This is a genomic window from Nocardioides iriomotensis (assembly GCF_004168035.1).
GTDB classification, from domain to species: Bacteria; Actinomycetota; Actinomycetes; order Propionibacteriales; family Nocardioidaceae; genus Nocardioides_B; species Nocardioides_B iriomotensis.
The window spans coordinates 62,923-86,053 of record NZ_SDPU01000022.1 but is presented as its reverse complement, the minus strand read 5'-3'; the positions used below and the strand labels follow the sequence as shown (position 1 = coordinate 86,053).

The 23,131-nt window shown below is 74.2% G+C and carries 23 protein-coding genes; 10 read left to right on the top strand and 13 right to left on the bottom strand.

All coding sequences use genetic code 11. The features are described from left to right. Positions 1-9: 9 nt before the first annotated feature. Together ETU37_RS11265 and ETU37_RS11260 are read right to left on the bottom strand one after the other, a co-directional pair. On the bottom strand, positions 10-531 hold the full coding sequence (locus ETU37_RS11265) for an SAV_6107 family HEPN domain-containing protein (protein ID WP_165372501.1): 522 nt from the start codon (positions 529-531) through the stop codon (positions 10-12). A 31-nt stretch (positions 532-562) separates the two neighbouring features. Continuing rightward, complete coding sequence (locus tag ETU37_RS11260) at positions 563-967, bottom strand: DUF6504 family protein (protein ID WP_129987427.1); 405 nt, start codon at positions 965-967, stop codon at positions 563-565. Positions 968-1,232: 265 nt separating this feature from the next. Between ETU37_RS11260 and ETU37_RS11255 the strand changes: the two genes are divergently transcribed. Both ETU37_RS11255 and ETU37_RS11250 read left to right on the top strand, forming a co-directional pair. After that, on the top strand, positions 1,233-1,760 hold the full coding sequence (locus ETU37_RS11255) for a YbaK/EbsC family protein (RefSeq protein ID WP_129987426.1): 528 nt from the start codon (positions 1,233-1,235) through the stop codon (positions 1,758-1,760). Between the two features lie 26 nt (positions 1,761-1,786). Further along, positions 1,787-2,149, top strand: coding sequence for an ArsC/Spx/MgsR family protein (locus ETU37_RS11250; RefSeq protein ID WP_129987425.1), 363 nt, complete (start codon positions 1,787-1,789; stop codon positions 2,147-2,149). On the opposite strand, the gene ETU37_RS11245 is transcribed toward ETU37_RS11250, so the two are convergent. The 3 genes from ETU37_RS11245 to ETU37_RS11235 form a co-directional block, all read right to left on the bottom strand. Beyond that, on the bottom strand, positions 2,134-2,733 hold the full coding sequence (locus ETU37_RS11245; RefSeq protein ID WP_129987424.1) for a mycothiol transferase: 600 nt from the start codon (positions 2,731-2,733) through the stop codon (positions 2,134-2,136). The two genes, ETU37_RS11250 and ETU37_RS11245, sit on opposite strands and share 16 nt — an antisense overlap. 116 nt (positions 2,734-2,849) lie before the next feature. Beyond that, positions 2,850-3,977, bottom strand: coding sequence for an endonuclease (locus ETU37_RS11240; protein WP_129987423.1), 1,128 nt, complete (start codon positions 3,975-3,977; stop codon positions 2,850-2,852). Beyond that, on the bottom strand, positions 3,974-5,830 hold the full coding sequence (locus tag ETU37_RS11235; protein WP_129987422.1) for a peptidoglycan recognition protein family protein: 1,857 nt from the start codon (positions 5,828-5,830) through the stop codon (positions 3,974-3,976). The genes ETU37_RS11240 and ETU37_RS11235 overlap by 4 nt, the downstream gene beginning before the upstream one ends. 260 nt (positions 5,831-6,090) lie before the next feature. On the opposite strand from ETU37_RS11235, the gene ETU37_RS11230 reads away from it, so the two are divergent. Together ETU37_RS11230 and ETU37_RS11225 are read left to right on the top strand one after the other, a co-directional pair. Next, positions 6,091-6,678, top strand: a complete 588-nt coding sequence (locus ETU37_RS11230) for a DUF4126 domain-containing protein (RefSeq protein ID WP_129987648.1) — start codon at positions 6,091-6,093, stop codon at positions 6,676-6,678. Between the two features lie 9 nt (positions 6,679-6,687). Further along, positions 6,688-8,094 carry a hypothetical protein gene (locus ETU37_RS11225; protein WP_129987421.1) on the top strand — a complete coding sequence of 469 codons (1,407 nt, stop codon included), beginning with the start codon at positions 6,688-6,690 and terminating at the stop codon, positions 8,092-8,094. 21 nt (positions 8,095-8,115) lie between these two features. Here ETU37_RS11225 and ETU37_RS11220 read toward each other — a convergent pair whose 3' ends face one another. Further along, complete coding sequence (locus ETU37_RS11220) at positions 8,116-9,708, bottom strand: MFS transporter (RefSeq protein ID WP_129987420.1); 1,593 nt, start codon at positions 9,706-9,708, stop codon at positions 8,116-8,118. Positions 9,709-9,811: 103 nt separating this feature from the next. Between ETU37_RS11220 and ETU37_RS11215 the strand changes: the two genes are divergently transcribed. Continuing rightward, positions 9,812-11,155: a phytoene desaturase family protein gene (locus ETU37_RS11215; RefSeq protein ID WP_129987419.1), complete on the top strand. Its 1,344-nt coding sequence runs from the start codon at positions 9,812-9,814 to the stop codon at positions 11,153-11,155. Here the strand turns inward: ETU37_RS11215 and ETU37_RS11210 are convergent. Both ETU37_RS11210 and metF read right to left on the bottom strand, forming a co-directional pair. Beyond that, positions 11,124-11,747: an SIMPL domain-containing protein gene (locus ETU37_RS11210; protein WP_129987418.1), complete on the bottom strand. Its 624-nt coding sequence runs from the start codon at positions 11,745-11,747 to the stop codon at positions 11,124-11,126. The two genes, ETU37_RS11215 and ETU37_RS11210, sit on opposite strands and share 32 nt — an antisense overlap. Further along, the gene (metF, locus tag ETU37_RS11205) at positions 11,747-12,661 is read right to left on the bottom strand and encodes a methylenetetrahydrofolate reductase [NAD(P)H] (protein ID WP_129987417.1); all 915 of its coding nucleotides are present in this window, start codon (positions 12,659-12,661) and stop codon (positions 11,747-11,749) included. Before metF ends, ETU37_RS11210 begins: the two co-directional genes overlap by 1 nt. Positions 12,662-12,739: 78 nt before the next feature. Between metF and ETU37_RS11200 the strand changes: the two genes are divergently transcribed. Beyond that, the gene (locus ETU37_RS11200) at positions 12,740-13,801 is read left to right on the top strand and encodes a polyprenyl synthetase family protein (protein WP_129987416.1); all 1,062 of its coding nucleotides are present in this window, start codon (positions 12,740-12,742) and stop codon (positions 13,799-13,801) included. 138 nt (positions 13,802-13,939) lie between these two features. On the opposite strand, the gene ETU37_RS11195 is transcribed toward ETU37_RS11200, so the two are convergent. Both ETU37_RS11195 and ETU37_RS11190 read right to left on the bottom strand, forming a co-directional pair. Continuing rightward, the gene (locus ETU37_RS11195) at positions 13,940-14,341 is read right to left on the bottom strand and encodes a LysM peptidoglycan-binding domain-containing protein (protein WP_206053877.1); all 402 of its coding nucleotides are present in this window, start codon (positions 14,339-14,341) and stop codon (positions 13,940-13,942) included. A gap of 174 nt (positions 14,342-14,515) precedes the next feature. After that, positions 14,516-15,340, bottom strand: a complete 825-nt coding sequence (locus ETU37_RS11190; RefSeq protein WP_129987414.1) for an SDR family NAD(P)-dependent oxidoreductase — start codon at positions 15,338-15,340, stop codon at positions 14,516-14,518. 172 nt (positions 15,341-15,512) lie between these two features. Here ETU37_RS11190 and lexA point away from each other — a divergent pair, with 172 nt between their 5' ends. Next, positions 15,513-16,256 (top strand): transcriptional repressor LexA, encoded by a 744-nt coding sequence (gene lexA / locus ETU37_RS11185; protein WP_129987413.1) that lies wholly within the window; start codon positions 15,513-15,515, stop codon positions 16,254-16,256. Positions 16,257-16,284: 28 nt separating this feature from the next. Here the strand turns inward: lexA and ETU37_RS11180 are convergent, their stop codons facing one another. After that, the gene (locus ETU37_RS11180) at positions 16,285-17,031 is read right to left on the bottom strand and encodes a metallophosphoesterase (protein WP_129987412.1); all 747 of its coding nucleotides are present in this window, start codon (positions 17,029-17,031) and stop codon (positions 16,285-16,287) included. Positions 17,032-17,289: 258 nt separating this feature from the next. Here ETU37_RS11180 and ETU37_RS11175 point away from each other — a divergent pair, with 258 nt between their 5' ends. Then, positions 17,290-18,267: a M28 family metallopeptidase gene (locus ETU37_RS11175; protein WP_129987411.1), complete on the top strand. Its 978-nt coding sequence runs from the start codon at positions 17,290-17,292 to the stop codon at positions 18,265-18,267. On the opposite strand, the gene ETU37_RS11170 is transcribed toward ETU37_RS11175, so the two are convergent. Beyond that, complete coding sequence (locus ETU37_RS11170) at positions 18,242-19,585, bottom strand: CapA family protein (protein WP_129987410.1); 1,344 nt, start codon at positions 19,583-19,585, stop codon at positions 18,242-18,244. The two genes, ETU37_RS11175 and ETU37_RS11170, sit on opposite strands and share 26 nt — an antisense overlap. An 82-nt stretch (positions 19,586-19,667) precedes the next feature. Between ETU37_RS11170 and ETU37_RS11165 the strand changes: the two genes are divergently transcribed. Together ETU37_RS11165 and ETU37_RS11160 are read left to right on the top strand one after the other, a co-directional pair. Next, positions 19,668-21,341 (top strand): alkaline phosphatase D family protein, encoded by a 1,674-nt coding sequence (locus ETU37_RS11165; RefSeq protein WP_129987409.1) that lies wholly within the window; start codon positions 19,668-19,670, stop codon positions 21,339-21,341. Further along, positions 21,338-22,570, top strand: coding sequence for an alkaline phosphatase family protein (locus ETU37_RS11160; protein ID WP_129987408.1), 1,233 nt, complete (start codon positions 21,338-21,340; stop codon positions 22,568-22,570). The genes ETU37_RS11165 and ETU37_RS11160 overlap by 4 nt, the downstream gene beginning before the upstream one ends. On the opposite strand, the gene ETU37_RS11155 is transcribed toward ETU37_RS11160, so the two are convergent. Continuing rightward, complete coding sequence (locus tag ETU37_RS11155) at positions 22,567-23,085, bottom strand: pyridoxamine 5'-phosphate oxidase family protein (protein WP_129987407.1); 519 nt, start codon at positions 23,083-23,085, stop codon at positions 22,567-22,569. The two genes, ETU37_RS11160 and ETU37_RS11155, sit on opposite strands and share 4 nt — an antisense overlap. Between the last annotated feature and the right edge of the window lie 46 nt (positions 23,086-23,131).

Below are 23,131 nucleotides of genomic sequence, written 5' to 3'. Positions count from 1 at the left end.
GCGACCTCCTCAGCCGGCGAGGGAGTCGGCGATCGAGCCGGCGGCCGGCTCGAAGGAGAGCTGGACCGGGACGTGCGGGGTCAGCCCCAGTGCCTCCTCGACCAGGCCGAGGAACCGGTCGGCGTCACGGACCAGGTCGTCGGCCTCGCGGGCGGTGACCGCACGGGTGGAGCCGGCCTCGGCGGCGGCACGCTTGGCGGCGCCGGCCGAGAAGAACGCCGCCCACTCGGCGAGCTCGGGAGCGACCTCGGCGAGGAGCACCCAGGCGTTCTTCTGCGCCGGGCGGCGCCGACCGGTGCGGCTCGGCGGGACCCGGGTGGCGCGGGCGGCGAGCAGGGCGGCGGTGGCGCGCAGCGCGGCGACGTGGGCGTGGGCGTAGCGCATCGGCACGTCGTGGCCGGTCATCGCCTCGCGCAGGGACTCCGCGGCGCGGGCGAGGTAGGCGTGGCTGGACGCCGGGACGTCGAAGGCGTGGACCGGGCTGGCGGTGCGGGCGGTGCGGGTGCCGGTGGTGCGGGTGCTGGTGGTCATGGCTTCCTCCTCTCGGGACGCGGGTGGCGGGTCAGTCGTCGCAGCGGGTGAGCGCCCAGGTGCCGTCGGCCCAGTCGAAGACCAGGTCGAAGAGCCCGGGCCCGCCCGCCGCGTGGGTGGCGGCCAGGCCGCGGGAGGCCTCGACCCGCCACACCTCGCGCTCGGCGAGCAGGTCGGTGCGCACGCCCGCCGTCGGCCCCGCCGTGGCGGTCGCCGTGGCCGTCCCGCCCGTGGTGCCCGTGGCGCCGTCGGCGCCGAGCACCGCGTGCACGCCGGCGGACTGCCACCAGGGCCCGGTCTCCACCCAGTGCGCGACCACGTCGCGGACCTTCCAGAGCCGGCCCCGCCAGAGGAACTGCTCGGGTCCTTCCTGCTGCCCGCCGGGTCCGTCGACCAGGCCTCGGCGTACCTCCACGGGGTCGTCGTAGCGCCGCATGCCGCCCACTCCTTCGCTGCTCGCTCTCGACCCCTCGACCCCGCCCGGATGGCTGTGCTGCTGTGCTGCTGTGCTGCTCGGACCGCGGTGGCCCTGCGGAGGCCTCGCGGTTGCCTCTGGCCCGGGGACGGTGGGGGTCGAGGTCACCGTCCCCGGAGTCGAGGCGTTCGAACACATGTTCGAATACCTGAACGGTACACCGCTCCCCCGACAGTCCTCAACGGGTTGGCGCGATCGGTGGAAGATCGGTGGATAGGGTCCTGGGGTGACCATCCCCGAGCCCACCGACAACCCCGTCGACCCGGCCGGCGCGCTCGACCAGGCCGGCGAGCACCCGGCGATCGCGCGGTTCCGCAACGAGCTCGAGCGGCGTGGCGGCGCCGGTCGGATCGTGGTGCTGCCCGACTCCGTGCACACCGCGGCGCTGGCGGCGGAGGCGCTCGGCTGCGAGGTCGGCGCGATCGCCAACAGCCTGCTGTTCGCGGCCGGCGACCAGCCGGTGCTGATCCTCACCTCCGGGGCGCACCGCGTCGACACCGCCAAGGTGGCCGAGCGGGTCGGCGTCCCGGCGCTGAAGCGGGCGGCACCGGAGTTCGTGCGCGAGCACACCGGCCAGGTGATCGGCGGCGTCTCGCCGATCGCGCACCCGGCGCCGATCCCGACGTACATCGACCCGTGGCTGCGGAAGTACGACGAGGTCTGGGCCGCCGCGGGTCACCCGGCGGCGGTGTTCAGCAGCACGTTCGACGAGCTGGTCGCGATGACCGGCGCCGCCGAGACCGACGTCGACTGAGCGCACGGGCTCGGCGAGGAGGAACCGTGGAGATCTGGGTCAACCCGGCCTGCTCGAAGTGCCGCGCGGCGACGGCGGCGCTGGACGAGGCGGGCGTGTCGTACACCGTGCGTCGCTACCTCGACGAGCCGCCGACCGCCGACGAGCTGCGCGCGGTCGTGGACCGGCTCGGCGTCGAGCCGTGGCACGTCGCGCGCCCGAAGGAGACCGCCGAGGCCGGCATCGACCTGCCGAGGGACGCGGCGCACCGCGACGACTGGTTCGCCGCGATGGCCGCGCAGCCGCGGGTGATCCAGCGGCCGATCATCACCGCCGACGACGGCACCACCGTCGTCGGGCGCGACCCCGACAGCCTCACGAAGGTCGTCGAGGCTCAGGAGAACGCGTAGCTGCCGCTCACCGGCCGCCAGCCCGCCGGCGGGTCCTCGCCGACGAGGCCGTCGACGCTCTCCCGGAGCAGGTCGGCGTGGCCGGTGTGACGGCCGTACTCCTCGACGAGGTCGAACACGAGCCGGCGCAGGCTCGCCGGCTGGTCGTCGGGGCCGGTCAGCGCGATCGGCCCGTCGAGCCCGCCCTCGTCGAGCGCCGCGCGGAACCGCTCGCGCGAGCGCGCTACCGCCTCGTCGTAGCGGGCGTAGAGCGCCGCGGGCGTGTCGTCGGCCGCCGACACGAAGACCCAGTCGTCGACGTCGGGGTCGTAGTCGGACCAGACCTCCCCCGGCGACTCGCCGCGCAGCTTGGCCGTGAAGGTGTAGTCCTCGACCAGCGCCAGGTGCTTGAGCAGCGCCCCCAGCGACAGGCTGGACGACCCGATCGTGGTGGCGAGGCCCCCGGCGTCGAGGCCGTCGGCCTTCCAGCGGAACGTCGTGCGCAGCCGGTCGAGCGCGCCGGCGAGGTGCTCCACCTCGGTGCCGGAGAGCGGCGGCTCCCAGGGGTACTCCGGCGAGCCGGGGACGGGATCGGTGTCGGTCATGGCGCGACGCTAGGACCGACCACCGACAGCCGCTACCGATATCGGTAGTCCAGGAGTGACCCAGGGGTCACGCTCGGACTACCGATATCGGTAGCGGGCCGGACGCGCGGGACGCGTCACCAGATCGCGTCCGCCCACTCGGGGTGGTCGATGAACGGGTTCCGGTTGTGCTGCCAGGTGTCGAAGATGACGTCGTTGCGGCGCTGCTCGAAGGCGCTCGGCGGGTCCTCTCGGTTCCACTGGAGCAGCACCGAGAGCTTCCCGGTGTACGGCGAGGAGCCGTTGCTCGTGGACTCGTTGGGCTCGAGGTCCGCGAAGCCGTCGCCGCCGTCGTACCGCACGGCCATGTAGAGCACCATCCGCGCCACGTCGCCCTTGACCGCGTCGCGCGGCTCGAACGAGTCGGCGTCGGTCAGGCAGCCGGAGCACTCCGCGACGGACGAGCCGCCGTCGTCGAAGTCCTTGTTGCCGCGCGTGCCGTTGACCGTCACGTCCTCGGGCCGCAGGTGGTGCAGGTCGGTGCCCGGTCCGGTTGTGGTGCCGAAGCCGCCGTGCGACTGCGGCCAGACGTGCTCGCGGTTCCAGTCGTCGGGGTCGCCGCCGTTGCTCGACTTGCTCTGCGAGCGGCCGGAGTAGAGCAGCACGACGTTGGCCGCGTTGCCCGGGTCCTCGTCGGTCTGCTTCAGCGCCTCCCACACCTGGTCGTAGCTGATCCGCGTGACGCCGGTGCTGACGATGTCGTGCAGCTCGGCCTTCAGCGCGCTGCCGGTCAGGCCGATCGCCGAGGCGTAGTAGGTGCCGTCGTACTCGCCACCACCGGGCGGTGGGTCCCCGTCCCCACCATCCGCGAACGCGAACGCCGTGCCGTTCTTGAGGCCGGCGTGGGAGAAGTACGCCGTCAGCGTGCCCGTCACGTCGATCCGGTCGCCCAGGAGGCCGGGGTTGCTGCGCAGGCCCCACTGCGACCGGAACGCGGTGGGGACCTGCACGTAGACCATCCGCGACGTGCTGGTCTCCCCCGGGCTGTCGGCGAGGGCGAGCGCGTAGTCGTCGGGGAAGCCGCTCGTCACCACGGTGCTCGACGAGGTGGGCTGCCCGACGACGTGCCCGCGCACCTCGGCGGTCGAGCCGTTCTGGGTGGAGATCGCCCGGGCGGCCGTGATCTCGCCCGCCGCGCCGGCCGGACCGGTGGTCCAGCCGACGACGACGAGCGTGAACGCGAGGAAGGGCGCGAGGACCCTCATCGACCGGAGAGCACCTGCACGTCCTCGGCCTTCACGTAGCCGAAGCGGTGGCCGACCCAGACCTGGTAGTACTTCTGCTGCCCGGTGACCACCGTCTTGTCGCCGGGCAGCGAGTTGTCGATGGTCTTGGCGAAGTAGTAGTCGGTGGGCACGGTCTTGTCGGCGATGACGTACTGCTGCCCGGGCTGCAGGGTGATCGCGGTCTTGTTGTCGGCCCCGAGCAGGACGGGCTGGCCCTGGTACGGCACCGGCGTGCCTTCGTAGGCGGCCGCCTCGGGGTACGCCCGCTGGTAGACGGTGGCCGGCTTGCCGACGGCCTCGACCACCTCGCCCTGGGAGGGCACCACGTCGGCCGTCTCGCCCTTGGGGCTCTTGATCCAGCCGGCGATGCCGTCCCACCACACCTGCAGCCAGTCGCCCTGCCGCTCGACGACGTAGAACTTGTGGCCGGCGGCGGCCCGGGCGTTGCGGTCCGAGACCAGGTCCGTCGAACCCTCGACGAGCGGGGCGTCGTCACTGGGCGCGGTGCGCACGTCGACGTAGTTGGTACCGAACGACGGGCAGGGGCGGGCCGGGGTGAAGCAGCCGTCGAGAGCACGCGCGTTGTCGGTGAAGCCCGGCTTGACGGTGAACACGCTGCTCGGGCCACGGCGGTCGGGCCGGATCGGCGCACCGAGGAGCGTCATGTAGTGCTCCCAGTCCCAGTACGGGCCCGGGTCCCACTTGTAGTTGGACGAGCCGAACTCCTCGTGGCCCACGACGTGCGCCCGGTCGAGCTCGTAGCCGTACTTGTCGGCGAGGTACTTCACCAGCTCGGAGGACGAGCGGTAGAGCGCCTCGGTGTACCAGGTGCCCGGCTCACCGGCCTTCCCCTCGTGCTCGACGCCGATCGAGTGCATGTTGAGGTACCAGTTGCCGGCGTGAGCGGCCACGTTGCGGGTGGCGACGTGCTGGTCGACGTGACCGTCGTTGGAGCGCACGGTGTAGTGCCAGGACACGAACCGGTTGGGCTCGGCCTCGCCCTTGATCAGCTTGGTGCACACGTCGTAGGTGCACTCGGTGTTGTGCACGACCAGGTAGTCGATCGAGAGGTCCTTCTCCCGGTCGGCGAGGTCGTAGTTGACGTACTGCGTCGGCGACGGGCCGGTGCTGCGGTACTGCGCCTCCACGACGTCGCACGCGATCGTCGCCGGGCACTCGAGCTCCTGGACGCCGGGCTGGAGCAGCCGGTCGTCCTCGACGGCCGCCTCGTTCAAGGAGGCGTCGGGGTTCGCCGCGAGCGTCACCGTGTCGCCGAGGTCGGTGGTCTCGGTCGCGCCGCTGCGCAGCACGTCGAACGCCAGCCCGGCGTAGTGCAGGGCCTCGGTGCGGTCGGCGGTGCCGGCGTAGAGCGCGATCGCCTTGCTCCACGCGGCGGGCCGCTGGGCGGTCGTGCCCGGCTGGTACGACGCGAGCACGGCCGACGCGCCGCAGATGTTGGCGACGGGGTCGGTGCGCAGCCGCTGCAGCGACAGGCCGGTCTCGTCGCGCGCGACGCTCATCGTGCCGGCCCGGTCGGGCAGCCCGCGGTTGGTGTCGCCCTTGGCCGGCGCCGACGTGGCGCTGACCGCCTCGTCGGTCAGGTGCATCACGCCGTACCCGCCGGAGACGCTGGGCTGCCCGGCGTTCTGGCTCCACCGAGACCCCAGGTAGCCGACCGCGAGGAGGACGTCCTCGGGAACGCCGCTGACCTTCGCGGCCCGGGCGAACGTCGCCTGGGTGTCGCCGGAGCCCTGCAGGCACGCGCTCCAGTCCGTCGCGGAGGCCGAGGGGGTCGTGAGGGCGAGCCCGGCGAGGGCCAGCGACGTCGCCACCGCTCCCGTCCCGAACCGCGTGAGTCGTCTGAACCTGGGCGCCATCGCGCATTCCCTTTCCCGAGATGAGCCCGGAAGGGTGCCGGGCCGGTGCCAAGCCAACCCGGCAGATGTTGCGCTCGTCAAGGGGTTCGGCCGGACGGTTTAGTCCGTTGGTCCACTCGTGCCGGACGGGAGCGGCGGCCCGAGGCCACGCCCGGGCGCGTCCTCAGATCCGCGGGTGCCCGGGCTCACCCGCCTAGAGTTGCGGCGTGGATCTCATGCCCTTGGTGGCCTCGAGCGGCCTCGCCACCGGGGTGAACGCCTACCTCGTCGTGCTGGTGCTCGGCCTCGCCGACCGCTTCTGGCAGCTCGCCCAGGTGCCCGACGTGCTCGCCCGCACCGACGTCCTGGTGGTGGCCGGCGTGCTGTACGCGGTCGAGTTCGTCGCCGACAAGATCCCGTACGTCGACTCGTCGTGGGACGCGATCTCGACGGCGATCCGGCCGACGATCGGCGCGGTCATCGGCGTGCTGCTCGCCGGGGACGTCTCCACCCTCGAGCAGGCGGTCTACGCCGTCGTCGGTGGAGGTGCGGCGCTCGCCGCGCACGGGGTCAAGGCCGGGCTGCGACTGGCGATCAACACCTCCCCCGAGCCGGTCACCAACGCGACGACGAGCGTCGCGGAGGACCTCGGCGTCGCGACCGTCGTGCTGCTGGCGGTCACCCATCCGTGGCTGGCGCTGGGCGTGGCCCTCGTGCTGCTGGCGTCGGGCGTCTCGCTCGTCGTGGTGCTGGTGCGGAAGATCCGGAGCGGCTGGAAGCGGTGGACGGAAAACAGGTCGCAGCGGGTGTCGTCCGGTTCCTAGCCTGACCCGATGGACCTGGCCGACGAGCAGACCCGCGCAGCGTGGAAGGCCCTGTTGGGTGCCCGGCTCTTCGGAGGGCGCAAGGTCGTCGTCGGCCTCGTCCCGCTGGCCGCTTCGGTCACGTGGCTGTCGATGCTGCGCGAGGCGGGCGCACGGAGGCCGCTGGTCCTGGCGACGGGTCGGGGCGCCGGGCCGGTCCCGGACGACGACGAGGCCGACGTGCACGTCATCGACCGGCCCCCGGCGCCGTCGATGACCGAGGAGCTGCGCGAGGCGGACGTGCTCGTGCACGACCTGCCACCCGCCGCGGCGGCCGCGCTGGCGGCGTACGACCCGGACTGCGAGGCGGTCTGGCTGATGGGCTGGTTCGTGGTCAACGAGCCGTTCGACGGACGCCCCGTGCTCGGAGGCCGGCCCGCGTCGTGGCTCGCGCTGGAGGACAAGCTGCTCGCCGAGTCGGTGTGGGACGCCGTCGGCGCGGCGCACGCACCGGCGCGTGTCGTGCCGGTCGACGCCGGGGCGCTCGACGCGGCGGCCGACGAGCTCGACGAGGGCGCCGGCACGGTGTGGGCCGGTGACGCCCGGGACGGCTTCAACGGCGGTGGCGACTTCACCCGCTGGGTGGTCACGCCGGAGGACCGCGCCGCGGCGCTGGCGTTCTTCGCGCCGCGCTGCGACCGGGTCCGGGTGCTGCCGTTCCTCGACGGGGTCCCGTGCAGCATCCACGGGATCGTCCTCCCCGACGGGACCGCGGCCTTTCGCCCGGTGGAGCTGGCGATCCTGCGCGGGCAGGACCGCCGCTTCGTGTACGGCGGGCAGGGCACCACCTGGGACCCGCCGGAGGACGACCGCGCGCAGATGCGCGACCTGGTGCGCCGGACCGGCGAGCACCTGCGCGAGCGGGTCGGCTACCGCGGCGCGTTCGGGATCGACGGCGTGCTGACCCGCGACGGGTTCCGTCCGACCGAGCTCAACACCCGGATGGCCGGGGGCCTCAGCACGCTGGCCCGGGCGACGGACGACATGGCGTTCCTGCTGCTCCAGCTCGCGCAGCTCGCCGACCACCCTCCCGAGGTCACCGTGGCCGAGCTGGAGGCGTGGGCGCTGCCCGCGATGGACGGGCACCGCGTCGCGAAGGCGCTGGCCATGAGCACGGGCCGGGTGGCGGCGGAGTCGTGCGAGCTCCCGGTCCGCTGGGACGGCTCGTGTCTCAGCGCAGCGGGCGAGGACGACGCCGACGGCCACGTGCTGGCCGGTCCGGCCGCGGTCGGCACGTTCTGCATGCTCCGCGACCTCGACCTGGCACCCGGCGAGCGACTCGGTCCGCTCAACGCCGCGCTCATGGCCTTCCTCGACGCCGAGCTGGGCACCGGGTTCGGCCCCGTCGACGTACCGCCGGACCTGCGCCCCGGCTAGCGCCCGGCTGCCATCGCAGGGTCAGCCGACGGCGGCCATCGCCTCGGCCTCGTGCTGGACGAAGTCCTGCTGCCGGATCATCAGCAGGCAGACCACGCCGGCGACGAAGGCGAGCGTCGCAGCGATCAGCGTGATGTGGTTCAGCGCGTCGACGACCGCCGACGTGCCGACCGTGTGGACGAGGTCGAACGCCTGCGCCCCGGCGGCGGCACCGCCCTGCTGCGTGGCGGCCTGGCGGGCGCCCTCGGACGCCGCGACCACCTGCGCGTTGGTCAGGGCGGCCGTCAGCCCCTCCAGCGCCGCGGGCGGGACCTTGTCACCGAGCCCGGACGCGACGGCGTCGGAGACCTGGTGGCTGAAGATCGAGCCCAACGCCGCGATGCCGGTGGCGATCCCGACCTGGCGGAACGTGGAGTTGACCCCGGACGCCATCCCCGACCGGTCGGGGCTGACCACGCCGACGGCCGTGGACGCGAGCGGCGGGTTGATCATGCCGACGGCGATGCCGGAGACCACCAGTCCGGGGATCAGGTGCGTCCAGGTGTCGTCGGGCTCGATCCCGCCGAGCAGGACCAGCCCGACGCCGAGGACGAGGAACCCGGGACCGATCAGCCACCGGGTCGGCACGAACGAGGTGAGGCGCCCCGCGACCGCGGCGGCGAAGAAGGACGCCACCGACAGGTAGAGGAACCGGACGCCGGTGCCGACCGCGTCGTAGCCCAGCACGCCCTGGACGTAGAGCACGAGGTAGGTCAGCAGCGAGAAGACCGACGCCGAGACGGCGAACGCCGCGACCAGTCCACCGGTGAACGTCGGCTTGCGCAGCAGGCCGAGGTCGAACATCGGGTGCGAGCCCCGGACCTCCGCCACGAGGAACACGACGAGCAGGACCGCCGCCGCGACCAGGAAGGTGACCACCCGCGGGTCACCCCAGCTGCGCTGCCCGGCCTCGATGAGGGCGTAGACCAGCGAGCCGAGCGCCAGCGAGAACGTCACGAAGCCGAACCAGTCGGGCCGGCCGGCGCGCGGGTCGTGGGACTCCCTCACCTTGGCGGCGGTCATCGCGATCGCGACGACGCAGATCGGGATGTTGACGAAGAAGATCCAGCGCCACGAGATGCCACTGGTCAGCACACCACCGAGCACCGGTCCGACCGCGACCGCGACACCGGTGGTGGCACCGAAGGCACCGAACGCGGTGCCGCGGTCCTTGCCGCGGAAGGCGCTGGCCAGCAGGGCGAGAGCGGTGGCGAACATCGCCGCGCCGCCGATGCCCTGGAAGGCCCGGGACAGGCACAGGAACACCACGTCCTGGGCGAAGCCGCAGGCCAGCGAGCCCACCGTGAACAGCAGGGTGCCGATCACGAACACGCGCTTGCGGCCGTAGAGGTCGGCCAACGACCCGGCCGTGAGCAGCAGCGCGGCCAGCGACAGGGCGTAGGCGTCGATCACCCACTGGAGGTCGGACAGCGACGCGTCGAGGTCGGTCGCGATGTCGGGCAGCGCGACGTTCACGATCGTGATGTCGAGCAGGAGCATGAAGACGCCGAGGCAGACCGCGGCGAGCGTCCACCACTTCGGGTCGGCCACCGGTGCGGGGCGCGGGTCGGACATGACGAGGGTCCTTCTCGGTCGGGGGGACGACGGTGGGACAGTCCAAGTTCACCACCCCGGACCGACAGCCGGGACGGCGCCGGCCACCCGTAGGCTCCCCGCCATGGCGCGCGTGGTGGTGGTCGGGGGCGGCATCGCCGGCACCGCGGCGGCCGCGCGGCTGGCCAAGCACCGTCACGAGGTCGTGCTGCTGGAGCGGCGGGACCGGCTCGGCGGGGCGGTCGGCTTCCTGGAGCGGGAGGGCTTCCGCTGGGACACGGGCCCGACGGCGACGGCGCTGCCCGCCGTGCTGCGCGACCTGTTCCGCAAGTCCGGCCGCCCGCTGGAGCGCGAGCTCGACCTGGTGCCGGTCCAGCCGGTGCGCGAGCACCGCTTCGAGGACGGCACCACGCTGGCGTTGCCGTCGGGCAGCCGTGGGGGCCAGCTCGACGCGGTGGGCGAGGCGCTCGGTCCCGCCGCGGGGCAGGCCTGGGTCGACCACGTGCACTCCTTCGCCGGCACCTGGGACGTGCTCCGCCGCGGCTACCTCGAGCGGCCCTGGGACCACGACCACCAGGACGCGGCCGTCCGCGACGTGCTGAGCTCGCGGACGTCGCTGCACGGCGTCGTACGTCGCAGGTTCCGCACGGACGAGCGGCTCCGCTCCCTCGCCCTCACCCACGCCGTCCTCGACGGCCACGACCCGCGCAACGTCCCGGCCTGGGTCGGGATGCTCGACTACGTCGAGCAGAACTTCGGCACCTGGACGGTCGCCGGCGGGCTGGGCGCGCTGGCGGACGCGATGACCCGGAGGCTCGGCGAGCGCCGGGTGGACGTGCGCCTGGGCACCACGGTCCGCGACCTCGTCGTGCGTGACGGCCGGGCCGTCGGCGTCGACACCTCCGCGGGCGTGGTGGACGCGGACGTCGTGGTCGTCGCGGTCGACCCGCGGGGCCTTCCCGCGCTCGCCGACCGGGTCCGCCGCACCATGCCTGCGATCCCACCGGTCGTCAGCCACCTGGGCCTCCGCGGTGACGTCCCGGACCTGCCGCACGAGGTGGTCCTGCACGGCGACCCGACCCTCGTGGTGCGGACCGGTGGTTCCGCGCCGGAGGGTGGTGCCGCGTGGACGGTGCTCGGTCGCGGCCGGCTCTCCGAGGACGTGCTGGTCGCCCTGGCCCGCCGCGGCGTCGACGTGCGGGAACAGGTCGTCGTGCGCGTCGACCGGTCGCCGCGCGAGCAGGTGGTCGCGTGGGGCGGGTCGCCGTACGGCGTGCTGTGGCAGGGCCGTGCGACGGTGCGGCAGCGGCTCGGGACGCGCACGCCGGTCGAGGGGGTCTACGCCGCCGGCGCACATGTCGCGGGCACCAGCGGGCTGCCGTTCGCGACCCTGACCGCCGCCGTCGTGGCGGAACGGATCGGGGAGGTGCCGCGCGCTACGCCGGCGTCGTCGACCAGACCACGGTGAGCGACGCGGAGACCGTGGCCGAGCCGGGCTCGAACGACGTGCCGACCTTGGCCATCGCGGCCGGCGCGGCCTCGACGACGCCGTAGGGACGGACCCCGGCGCCCTCGGCGACCGAGACGACGCCGGTCACCTGCTGCCCGGCGAGCGCGGCGAGCTCGTCGGCCTTGGCGCGGGCGTTCTCGAACGCCGCCGCGCGGGCCGTGACGGCGAGGTCGGCCGGATCGGCGAGGTACATCTCGACATGGCCGACCCGCAGCGCGTCACCCACCTCGTCGGCCAGCGCGGTGACCAGGTCCCCCGACGCCGCCACGTCGGGCACCTCGATGCGGAGCGCGTGGTGCGCGACCCACCCGGTGGTGGCGCGACCCTGGTCGGTGTACTCGTGGTCGACGTGCAGCCCGGTGGACCCGATGCGGTGCGGCTCGGTGAACCGGCGGGCCACCGCGACGGCGGCTTCGAGCCGCGAGGCACAGCCCGACAGGGCGTCGCTGACGCTCGCGGCCGTGTGCTGCACGGACACGTGCAGCCGCAGCGAGTCCGGGGTACCGGACGCCTGGCCCTCGCCCACCGTGGTGATCGAGGTGCCGGCCATCACCCGACCGCCGTGCGCAGCCCGGAGAAGATCTCGCGCGTGGCCTTCGAGCGGTTCAGCGTGTAGAAGTGCAGGCCCGGCGCGCCGCCGGCGAGCAGGGTGTCGCACAGCTCGGTCGCGACCCGGATGCCCTCGGCGCGGACGGCGGCGGGGTCGCCCTCGAAGCGCGCCACCCGCTCGACCACCTCGTCGGGCAGCGCGGCACCGGAGAGCTCGGCCATGCGCGTGACCTGGGCGAGGTTCGTGATCGGCATGATGCCCGGGATGATCGGGATGTCGACGCCGAGGGCCGAGACCCGGTCGACGAGCCTGAAGTAGTCGTCGGGCCGGAAGAACAGCTGGGTGATCGCGAAGTCCGCGCCCGCGCGCGCCTTGGCCGCGAGCACACGGGCGTCCGCGTCGGCCGACTCGGCCGACGGGTGGAGCTCCGGGAACGCCGCGACCCCGACGCAGAAGTCGCCGAGCGACTTGGTCAGCTCGACCAGCTCGACGGCGTAGCGCAGACCCTCGGGGTGCGGCTCGAACGGCGCCCGCGGGCCACCGGCCGGGTCGCCGCGCAGCGCGAGCACGTTGCGCACCCCGGCGCCGGCGTAGGAGCCGATGACCGACCGCAGCGTCGCGACCGAGTGGTCGACGCAGGTCAGGTGCGCCAGCGGCGTCATCGACGTGTCGTGGGCGATCTGCGCCGTGATGCCGACCGTGCGGTCGCGGGTCGACCCGCCGGCGCCGTACGTCACGGAGACGAACGTCGGGTTCAGCGGCTCCAGCTCACGCAGCGTGCGCCAGAGCTGCCGCTCGCCCTCGGCGTCCTTGGGCGGGAAGAACTCGAACGAGAACGACCGCTCCCCGGCAGCGATCAGCTCCCGGACGGTGGACGCACCGCCGGGCATGCGTGAGGGCAGTCCGAGAGCCATGCCCCCAGGATAGGTGGAGGAACTGCCCCATCCCGGACGGGTCCATCACGTGAGGAGAGGCCGACGTAGGCTGCGCCGGTGACCTGGGACCCCGCGACGCTGCGCTCCGCGGTGCAGTCCGCGCTCGACACGTTCGTCGACGAGCAGGCCCGCCGTCTCGCGCCGCTGGGACCCGACGCCGACGCGCTGGTCCGCTCCGCGCACGACGCGGTGCGCGGCGGCAAGCGGTTCCGGGCGGCGTTCTGCTGGTGGGGTTACCGCGCCGTGCAGGACGAGGTCCTCGACCAGGCCGCCCTGGTGCGGGCGACCGCCTCGCTCGAGCTGCTGCACGCGAGCGCGTTGGTGCACGACGACTTCATGGACGCCTCCGACACCCGCCGCGGCCGTCCCGCCACGCACGCGGCGTTCGGCGCGCGGCACCGGGAGCTCGGCTGGTCCGGCTCGCCCGAGCAGTACGGCGCCGCCGCAGCGATCCTGCTCGGCGACCTGCTGCTGTCCTGGTCGGACGAGCTGCTGCGCCGCTGCGGGCTCCCCCACGACCGGGTGCGCGACGCGCTCGCGGTGTTCGACCTGACCCGCAGCGAGGTGATCGCCGGGCAGTTCCTCGACGTCTCGGTGCAGGCGCGCGGGGAGTCCGACGTGGACCTCGCGATGAAGGTGCTGCGCTACAAGTCCGCGAAGTACTCCATCGAGCGGCCGCTGCACGTCGGCGCCGCCCTGGCCGGCGCGGACCCGGCGACGATCGACGCGCTGTCGGCGTTCGGGCTCCCGCTCGGCGAGGCGTTCCAGCTGCGCGACGACCTGCTCGGCGTGTTCGGCGACCCCGAGGTCACCGGCAAGCCCGCGGGCGACGACCTCACCGAGGGCAAGCGCACCGTCCTGGTGGCGCTCGCGCTCGAGGGCGCCGGCGCGGCCGACGCGAAGCGGCTCGACGCTGGGCTCGGCCGGCCGCTGGACGAGGACGAGGTCGCCGACCTGCGCGCGGTCATCGAGGCGTCGGGTGCGGCCGACGACGTGGAGCGCCGCATCGACGCGCTGACCTCCGCGGCGCTGGCCGCCCTCGAGGCGGCACCGATCACGGGCACCGCCCGGTCGGCGCTGCGCGACCTGGCCGACGCGGCCACCCAGCGCGCGCACTGACGCCGGACATGACGAAGGGCGGAGCCGCACGGGCAGCGGCTCCGCCCTTCTTCCCCTCATGCCTGCGGACCCGGGTCGAGGAGGTCGAGGCACGTCTGTTGTCGGTCGCCTGGTCGGTCGCCCGACGTGCGCGGGCGCTCAGCCCAGCGGCACTGCCAGCTCCTGGCCGAGCGTCAGGCCGGACCCGGGCAGCGCGTTGAGCTCCTGGATGCGGTGGACCATCTCGCGCACGTCGCCGGGCGCGGCCACCTCGCCCGCGATCGCCCACAGCGTGTCGCCCTCCTGGACCACGACGGTGCGGGTCGGCACCGGGGTGCCGGCCTCCCCGGTCGCGGCGGACGTGGCGCCGAACACCGTGGCGAGCACCGTGAGCGCCACGACGAACAGCAGCGTGACGACCAGCCGGCCGCGCCGGGTGAGGCGGACCGGGGCGGCGGGCGCCGGGGCCGCGGCGCGGGCGGCAGGCCGGGCCGGCCGGGCGGCACGGACCGCGCGCTCGCGGGGCGCTGCATAACCAGGTGCGACGGCGAGGGTGCTCATCTCAGACCTCCGGGGGAAGGAAGCGGTGGTGCGGTGCGTGAGCGTGTCCATGGCTGAAGGTGTATCGAGCCCCACCGACAGTTTTCGCGAACCCGCCCCGCCCGGACCCTGCCCGGAGTCGAAAGCCTGTTCGATCGAACACAAGTTCGACCGTAGAGCACGTGTTCGAACGAATCAAGCCTCCGGTCGCACACGTGTTCGAGCGTGTCGCCGCATCACGCGGCGCCCGACCAGCTCGAACACGCGGAACGCCGGCCCCGTCCTGGAGGGCAGCAGCGACCCCGACCGGATCAGCGGCGCGCGCCAGGTCGGCAGCGTGCGGACCACCCGGCCGCTGCCAACCAGGGCGACGGCGGCGTCGGCGGTCTCGTCGACGGTGAGCAGCCGCCCGGAGGAGTGCACCATCGCGCGGGCCGGGCCAGCCGGGTCCATGGCGGCGACCATCGCGGTATCGACGCCGTCGGGACAGAGCGCATGGAGGCGCACCCCGCGCGGTGCCTCGATGGACGCGGAGGTGGTGACGGACACGACGGCCGCCTTCGTGGCGGCGTACACCGCGAGCCCGGGGACCGGCCCGAGCGCCGAGGCCGAGGCCACGTTGACCACGTCGCCGCCCTCCGGACCGAACGCCGCGAGCGCCGCGCGCATCCCCCACAGCACGCCGAGCAGGTTGACGTCCACGAGCCGGCGCACCGACTCCGACGAGACGCCGACCAACGTCCCGTCGTCGCCGACGCCGGCGTTGTTGACCCACACCGCGAGGCGTCCGTGCCGGGCGGCCTCGGCGGCCACCGCCGCGTGCGACGCCTCGTCGCGGACGTCCTGGGCGAGGCCGGCGACCGCCCCCACCTCCTCGGCTGTACGGCGGGCCGCGGGGCCGTCGACGTCGGTGACGACGACGGCGTACCCCCGCGCCACCAGGCGTTGCGCGATGCCCCGCCCGATCCCGCGGGCGGACCCGGTGACGACGGCGACGGGAGCGGGGGCGGCGGGCGTCATGCCCGGCATCCCACCACGACACGCCGTTCGAACAAGTGTTTGAACCCGGAGGGTGCTCTGCCCTACGGTGACGGCACTGGGCCGCTGTGGCCGAGCAGGGCCGCGCAGGACCGGGACCACGGCCCAGACCAGGACCACGGGGTCACCGGGGCACCCGACGTGAGGACGCACGATGGCTGGCAAGAAGACCGCATCAGGGCACGGCACCGTCACCGAGCTGCCCGACGGACCTCCCGACGCCTCCGGCCTCACGCCCCGGCAGCAGCGTGTCCTCACCGTCATCAAGGACTCCATCGAGCACCGCGGCTACCCCCCGAGCATGCGGGAGATCGGCGAGCAGGTCGGGCTGACCAGCTCATCCTCGGTCGCCCACCAGCTGCGCGTGCTGGAGGAGAAGGGCTACCTCAAGCGCGACCCGCACCGGCCGCGCGCGCTCTCCGTCTTCGACCCCGGCAGCGGCGGCGCAGCCGCCGAGCCGGCGGCGTTCGCCGGCGAGCCGGGCGACACCGGCGACGTGACCGGCATCGGCGACGCCCAGCCGCAGCCGCAGCTCGTCCCGCTGGTCGGCCGGATCGCGGCCGGCGGCCCGATCCTCGCCGAGGAGAACCTCGAGGAGGTGCTGCCGCTCCCCCGCTCGCTCGTGGGCGACGGCACGCTGTTCATGCTCGAGGTCGTCGGCGACTCGATGATCGACGCGGCGATCTGCAACGGCGACTACGTCGTGGTCAAGCAGGCGCAGACCGCCGACAACGGCGACATCGTGGCCGCGCTGCTCGACGGCGAGGCGACGGTGAAGACCTTCCAGCGCAAGGACGGGCACGTCTGGCTGCTGCCGCACAACCAGGCCTACGACCCGATCGACGGCGACCACGCCACGATCCTGGGCAAGGTCACCGCGGTCCTGCGCCGGGTCTGACCCCAGGGGCACAGGGCCGCAGGCCCGGTCAGGCGAGCTCGACCAGCAGGAGCGGTCCGCCGTCGTAGCGGCCGCCGTCGATCGCGACCACCAGTCCGTCGGCGTACGCGATCGGTCCCTCGATCTCGTGCGAGGGCTGCTGGGTCAGCGTGCCGATGATGCTGTGCCCGTGCACGAGGCAGCCGCCGCCGAGCGTGGACAGCACGTCCTGCGCGACCTTCACGCCGTCGCTGCCCGCGAAGTCGAAGCGGCTGGTCAGCGAGGCGAACACCTCCCAGTGCGCCTCCGCGTCGTCGTCCTCCAGCAGCGACGCGACGGTGCCGTTGATGTCGTCGACCGAGTCGCCCCACTCGAGGTAGTCGGTGGTGTCGGAGTGCATCAGCAGGTAGTCGCCGTGCCGGCCCAGCACCGGCAGCGTGCGCAGCCACGCGACGTGGTCGTCGGTGAGCCGGTCCTGGTCGCTGGCGTGGCCGCCGTTGATCGCCCACACCTCGCCGAAACGAGTGTCGGGGAAGAGCTTGTAGCCGAGCGCCAGCGCCTCGTGGTTGCCCATGAGCATGTGCACCTGGCCGGGCCGCTGGCCCATCAGCGAGCGCACCAGGTCGATGGCACCGATGCCGTCCGGCCCGCGGTCGATGAGGTCGCCGAGCACCCACAGCTGCGCGTCGTCGCCGGTCCACGCGTCGTCGGCGTCGACGAGCCCGGCGCTGCGCAGCGACTCCCGGAGGTCGTCGGCGTAGCCGTGCACGTCGCTGACCACGAACAAGGACGCCATGACCACCATCCTGTCAGCCGCGAACCCCAGGGTGTGACTCCCCGTCCCATGGCCTGATGCGCGCCGCCCTGTCGGCGCCTCGCGGCGTTCAGTGCCACCCCACGGGAGACGCTCGCGAGCTCGCGCTCCCGCGGGAACCCCGACAAGGACTCGACTCGACGGCGCTTCGCGCCGCCTTCGCTCCTCCGCCTTGCGAGGCACTCGACATGACACCGCTCGCGACGGCCGGGGACGCGAGGCACGCCCTACGCTCGTCGCATGAGGGGCTCGTACCTGCTCGGCGTCGTCGCGGGCCTCGCCCTGGTCGGCTGCACGCCCGAGCCCTCCGCGCGCCCCGAGGGCAGCACCTCGTCCTCCCCCACGGCCACGGTCGCTGCCTCCCCCACGGAGTCGACCAAGACGACCGCCCCCGCACCGCAACCGGTCCGCTTCGACGCAGCCCGGGCCACGGCCGACGTCCGCCACCTCGCCGGCAGGATCGGGCCGCGGCTCGCGACGGCACCGGTGTACGACCGCGCCGCCCGCTGGGTCGCGGGTCGCCTCCGCTCGCTCGGGTACGACGTGAGCCGGCCGTCGTTCCCAGTCCCGGCCGGCGACTCCTGGGGCGCGCCGGTGGCGGCCGGTCGGTCGTCCAACGTGGTGGCGGAGCCAGCGGGGTTCGACCCGTCGCGGCCGCACCGGCTGGTCGGCGCCCACCTCGACACCGTGGCGGTCGCGCCCGGCGCCGAGGACAACGCCAGCGGCGTCGCCGTGCTGCTCGAGCTCGCGCGGCTGGCGGCGCGGGAGGAGCCGGGCGCGCCGACCGTGTTCGTGGCGTTCGGCGCCGAGGAGCCGCGCGGGCCGGGCGACGCGCTGCACCACTTCGGCTCGACCCGCTACGTGCGGACGATGCCGCGCGCGCAGCGTCGCGCCCTGGTGGCGATGGCCTCGCTCGACCGGGTCGGCGTCGGCCGCACGGTCCCGGTGTGCACCGGACCGCTGTCGGCCGACCGGGTGCAGCGCGCCGTCCTGCGCACCGCGCGGCGGATCGGCGTCCCGGCCGCCCCGTGCGAGAACACCGCCAGCGACCACTGGTCGTTCGAGAAGGCCGGCTACCCCGTCGTCCGGTTCGGGAGCACGCCCTACGCCGGCTACCACTCCGCCGGCGACGTCCCCGCGGTCGTCTCGACGGCCCAGCTCGGCCGCACCGGCCGGCTCGCCTGGGCCTGGCTCAGAACCGGAACGCCGGCCCGCTGAACGGCGCCGCCGGCGCCAGCACCCGCCGCGCCTCGGGCCACCGCAGCCAGCGCGGCGTGAACGACGCGTCCATCCGGTACGGCACGAGCTCGGCCGCCTTCAGCTCGCCGCCCCACCAGGTCGTCTCCAGCACGGCGCCCTCCATGGTCGGGCCGGCGAAGTCCATGTCGAAGACGAAGTTGCCAAGCGAGTGCACGACCAGCGCCCCGCCGACCGTCGACGTGCCCTGCACCTGGTGCGGGTGCCCGCCGACGACGAGGTCGGCACCGGCCGCGACCAGGTCGCGCGCGACCTGCCGCTGCACCGGCCACGGCCGGTGGACGTACTGCTCGCCCCAGTGCGGCAGCACCACCACGACGTCGACCCGCCGCGCCAGCCGCCGTACGTCGCGCAGGAACCGGTCGAGCCCGGCGCGGTCCAGCGGCCCGGTCCGCGGCGGCATGCCCACCTGCACCGCGCCGGGCCGCCCCGGCGCGGCGGCCGGGGTCTCCCCGATCGCGTTGAACCCCACGAAGCCGTACGTCGTCCCGCCCGCCTCGACGACGGCGGGACGCCGCGCCGCGGCGAGGTCCCGGCCGGCGCCGAACGTGCGCAGGCCCGCGGCCCGGGCGCGGGCGACCGTCCGCACCAGCGCCGCCGGGCCGAAGTCGCCGGTGTGGTTGTTGGCGAGGCCGACCACGTCGAAGCCGGCGTCGACCAGGGCGTCGGCCGCGGACGGGTCGGCGCCGAACGAGTCGCCGCCCTGGGTCGGCGCCCCGGCGCGCGACAGCGTGCTCTCGAGATTGCCGACGGCGAGGTCCGCGCGCCGCAGCCGCGGTGCCGTCGCGGCCAGCGGCCGGGACAGGTCGCCGCCCGAAGCTGTCGCGACCCCGCGGGCCAGCATCACGTCACCGACGACCGTGAGCGTCACCGGCCGGACCGACTCCTCCGGGCAGGGTGTGTCGGTCCGCAGCGGGTAGGCGTGCGGCCGGCGCATCGGGTGCATCCCTTCGACGACGGCGACCCGGGCGCGGGCGTCGACCCGCGAGGCCGGCACGGCCTCCGACGCACGGGCGCGGGCCTGGCGCGCGGTGAGCCGGAACGGACCGCGCGCGTGCGGCCGGGTGAGCACCAGCGGCTCGGTGCAGGTTCTGCCCGGGGGCGCGGCGGTCGCGGAGGGTGGCTCCGACGAGGCCGGTGCCCGGGCGGGCCGCGGCGCCGGGTCCGAGGTGGGCGCGGTGGGCGCGGTGGGCGCGGACGTGCAGGCGGTGAGCGCCGTGCAGGCCACCAGACCGGCTGCGCCTGCCCGCACACCGGCTGACCGCACGAAGGGGCCCACGCCGACGACGGTACGGGGTGAACGCCGGGTGAACCCTCGTCGCGCACCGTCACCGCAGGCGGCGACGCTCGTTGTCCCTCCTGTGACGCCACCCGACCTCGACCGCCGCTCCCTGCTGACCGGAGCCGCCGGTGCCGCCGGCGCCGCCGCCGTGACCCTCACCGCCGGCGACGCGCACGCGGCCCCGCCGTACTTCCAGCACGGCGTCGCCTCCGGCGACCCGCACCCCCGCAGCGTGGTCCTCTGGACCCGCGTGACACCCACCGCCGCGGCCACCCCCGGGTCCGGGCGCGGCCCGCGGGTCGGCGTGCGCTGGCAGGTCGCGACCGACCGCCGGTTCCGCCGGGTCGTCAGCAGCGGAACCACCACGACCGGCCCCGGCCGCGACCACACCGTCAAGGTCGAGGCCGGCGGACTGAGCCCGGCGACGCGGTACTTCTACCGGTTCCTCTACGACGGCGTGGCCGGGCCGACCGGCCGCACCCGGACGGCGCCGGCCGCCGGGTCCTCCCCCGACCGGCTCCGCTTCGGCGTCGTCTCGTGCGCCAACCTCCAGGCCGGCTGGTTCTCCGCCTACCGGCACCTGGCCGACCGCGACGACCTCGACGCCGTCATCCATCTCGGCGACTACCTGTACGAGTACGCCCCGGGCGAGTACGGCTACGGCCGGTCCAACGTCAACGTCCGGCCGCACGAGCCGCCGCGCGAGATGGTGGCGCTGGCCGACTACCGGCAACGCCACGCGCAGTACAAGCGCGACCCCGACCTCCAGCGGCTGCACGCCCGGGTCCCGTTCGTCGTCACCTGGGACGACCACGAGGTCGCCAACGACCAGTGGCGCGCGGGCGCGGAGAACCACCAGCCCGACGAGGGCGACTACCTGGCCCGACGGGCCGCCGCACACCGGGCGTACGACGAGTGGATGCCGGTGCGCCTCGGCGGTACCGCGGACGTAGGGGACGGCACCCGGCTCTACCGGCGGCTGCGGTTCGGGACGCTCGCCGAGCTGAGCATGCTCGACCTGCGCAGCTACCGCGACCAGCAGGCGGCGCAGCCCGCTCCCCCGGTGCCGTCGACCGACGGCGGTGTCAGCGACCCGGCGCGCACGGTCACCGGCGACGCGCAGATGGCCTGGCTCAAGGAGTCGCTGGCCAGCGACCGTGCGCAGTGGAAGCTGGTCGGCAACCCCGTGATGATCGCGCCGGTGGTCTTCCCGCCTCTGCCGGCCGAGCTCTCCCGCGGCGTCAACGACGTCACGGGCCTCCTGCCGGAGGACGGCCTGCCGTACAACGTCGACCAGTGGGACGGCTACACCGCCGACCGCCGCGAGGTGTTCCGGTTCCTCGCCGACAACGGCATCACCGACACGGTGTTCCTGACCGGCGACATCCACTCCGGGTGGGCCTGCGACCTGCCTCTCGACGCCGGCACCTACCCGCTGAGCCCGTCGGTCGCGACCGAGTTCGTCGGCACCAGCGTCACCAGCAACAACCTCAAGGACATCACCGGCAGCCCGCCGCGCACCACGTCGATCGGCGTCGAGACCGCGATCAAGACGGCCAACCGGCACGTGAAGTACCTGAACTTCGACGACCACGGCTACGCCGTCCTCGACGTGACCGGCGCACGGACGCAGATGGACTACTACGTCATCGGCGACCGGGCCGACCGCAACGCCGGCTCGACGTGGACGGCGTCGTGGGCGACCGACGCCACCACCCAGAAGGTGCGTCCCGTGGACGGGCCGGTCGCGTGAGGCGCCGCGCCTTCCTCCAGGTCGGGGCCGCGGGTGGCGCCACCCTGCTGTTCTCCAGCGGCGCCACGGGTACGGCACACGCCGCGACGCGCAGGCGGGCCTACGTGCTCGTCGTCGACGGCTGCAAGCCCGGCGAGATCACCACCGCGCTCACGCCGCACCTGGCGGGCCTGCGCAGCGACGGCACGGACTTCCCCCGCGCGCGGTCCCTTCCGGTGATGGAGACCATCCCGAACCACGTGATGATGATGACCGGCGTCCGGCCGGACCGCAGCGGCGTCCCCGCCAACTCCGTCTACGACCGGGGCGAGCAGGCGGTGCGCGACCTCGACCGGCCCGACGACCTGCGGTTCCCGACCCTGCTGGAACGGATGCGCCCGCACGGCCTGACGACCGGGACGGTGCTGTCGAAGGAGTACCTCTACGGCATTTTCGGCACCCGCGCCACGCACCGCTGGGAGCCCGCGCCGGTCGTGCCCGTCAGCGGCCACGCGCCGGACCAGTTCACGATGGACGCCGCGATCGCGATGGTGCGCGAGCTCGACCCGCACCTGGTGTTCGTCAACCTCGGCGACTGCGACCGGGTGGGTCACTCCGACCTGACCGGCACCACGCTGCAGGCCGCCCGCACCGCCGCGCTGGTGTCGGTGGACCAGCAGGTAGCGCGCTTCGTGTCGATGCTGAAGGACACAGGCCGCTGGCAGGACGCCGTGGTCGTCGTCCTCGCCGACCACTCGATGGACTGGTCGCTCCCGCACCGCGTCGTGTCGCTCGCGCCCGCCCTGGACGCCGACCCGCTGCTCGCGGGGAACGTCCAGATCGCCGACAACGGCGGCGCCGACCTCCTCTACTGGACCGGCGCTGCTGAAGAGCGGGACGCCGCCGTCGCGCGGATGCGTGCCGTGGTGGCCGGCGTGGAGGGCGTGCTCTCCTCGCACGAGCCGGCTGCCCTGCGCCTCGGCCCGGAGGCGGGCGACCTGGTCGTCTACTGCGAGGCGGGCTGGCGGTTCAGCGACCCCGAGGTCTACGCCAACCCGATCCCCGGCAACCACGGCCACCCGGCCACGCGTCCGATCCCGTTCTTCGTGTCCGGCGGTCACCGGGTCGTCCGACGGGGTGTGAGCTCGACGGCGGTCGCCCGCACGATGGACGTGGCGCCGACGGTCGGCGCGTTCTTCGGTCTCGGGGAGCCGCGCGGTGGGTACGACGGGCGGTCGCGGCTCGGCTAACCGGCGTCCGGCATCGTGATGCCGAACCGCGTGTCCACACCGAGCCCGCGTGCGGAGCCGCCGCGCACGTGCACGGCGTACTCCCGGACGTCCAGCCGGAACAGCCGCAGGTCCGCGTCGCCGCTGAGCTCTTCGGGGGTGAAGGGCCGCGCGCCCTCGCCCACGCTCGCGAACGCCCGCGCGCACTCGTCCGCCAGCTCGGGTCCGGCAACCTCGACGGCGGTGCCGCGCAGGTAGGCCGCCTGCGTCTCGCGCGGGACGCGCGTGGAGTCGAACACGACGACCTCGACCTCCGGGTGCCCGTGCACGTTGTGCGTGTGCTGCGCGTCCGGCGACGACACCCAGTAGAGCCGGCGGTAGCCGTCGTGGGTGAAGTACACCGGGCTCACGCGGGGGTGCCCGTCCGGCCCGACCGTGCCCAGCACCATGAACCGGTTGGCGTCCAGGACGTCGCGGAGCTCCGCCTGCAGGTCGGGGTCGGCGCCCACCTCGTGCCGCGTGTGCGTGTGTGCCATGCCGTGTCGACCGCAGGGACGGCCGGAACTCATCGCTAGCGTGCCG

What these genes read in the sequence shown, in the direction of transcription:
- ETU37_RS11180 (WP_129987412.1), bottom strand. Translation starts at nt 17,031, where the DNA reads ATGGCGTCCTTGTTCGTGGTCAGCGACGTGCACGGCTACGCCGACGAC.
- ETU37_RS11215 (WP_129987419.1), top strand. Translation starts at nt 9,812, where the DNA reads ATGGCGCGCGTGGTGGTGGTCGGGGGCGGCATCGCCGGCACCGCGGCG.
- ETU37_RS11220 (WP_129987420.1), bottom strand. Translation starts at nt 9,708, where the DNA reads ATGTCCGACCCGCGCCCCGCACCGGTGGCCGACCCGAAGTGGTGGACG.
- ETU37_RS11195 (WP_206053877.1), bottom strand. Translation starts at nt 14,341, where the DNA reads ATGAGCACCCTCGCCGTCGCACCTGGTTATGCAGCGCCCCGCGAGCGC.
- ETU37_RS11175 (WP_129987411.1), top strand. Translation starts at nt 17,290, where the DNA reads ATGAGGGGCTCGTACCTGCTCGGCGTCGTCGCGGGCCTCGCCCTGGTC.
- ETU37_RS11190 (WP_129987414.1), bottom strand. Translation starts at nt 15,340, where the DNA reads ATGACGCCCGCCGCCCCCGCTCCCGTCGCCGTCGTCACCGGGTCCGCC.
- ETU37_RS11265 (WP_165372501.1), bottom strand. Translation starts at nt 531, where the DNA reads ATGACCACCAGCACCCGCACCACCGGCACCCGCACCGCCCGCACCGCC.
- ETU37_RS11225 (WP_129987421.1), top strand. Translation starts at nt 6,688, where the DNA reads ATGGACCTGGCCGACGAGCAGACCCGCGCAGCGTGGAAGGCCCTGTTG.
- ETU37_RS11240 (WP_129987423.1), bottom strand. Translation starts at nt 3,977, where the DNA reads ATGAGGGTCCTCGCGCCCTTCCTCGCGTTCACGCTCGTCGTCGTCGGC.
- ETU37_RS11210 (WP_129987418.1), bottom strand. Translation starts at nt 11,747, where the DNA reads ATGGCCGGCACCTCGATCACCACGGTGGGCGAGGGCCAGGCGTCCGGT.
- ETU37_RS11230 (WP_129987648.1), top strand. Translation starts at nt 6,091, where the DNA reads ATGCCCTTGGTGGCCTCGAGCGGCCTCGCCACCGGGGTGAACGCCTAC.
- ETU37_RS11245 (WP_129987424.1), bottom strand. Translation starts at nt 2,733, where the DNA reads ATGACCGACACCGATCCCGTCCCCGGCTCGCCGGAGTACCCCTGGGAG.
- ETU37_RS11155 (WP_129987407.1), bottom strand. Translation starts at nt 23,085, where the DNA reads ATGGCACACACGCACACGCGGCACGAGGTGGGCGCCGACCCCGACCTG.
- metF (WP_129987417.1), bottom strand. Translation starts at nt 12,661, where the DNA reads ATGGCTCTCGGACTGCCCTCACGCATGCCCGGCGGTGCGTCCACCGTC.
- lexA (WP_129987413.1), top strand. Translation starts at nt 15,513, where the DNA reads ATGGCTGGCAAGAAGACCGCATCAGGGCACGGCACCGTCACCGAGCTG.
- ETU37_RS11260 (WP_129987427.1), bottom strand. Translation starts at nt 967, where the DNA reads ATGCGGCGCTACGACGACCCCGTGGAGGTACGCCGAGGCCTGGTCGAC.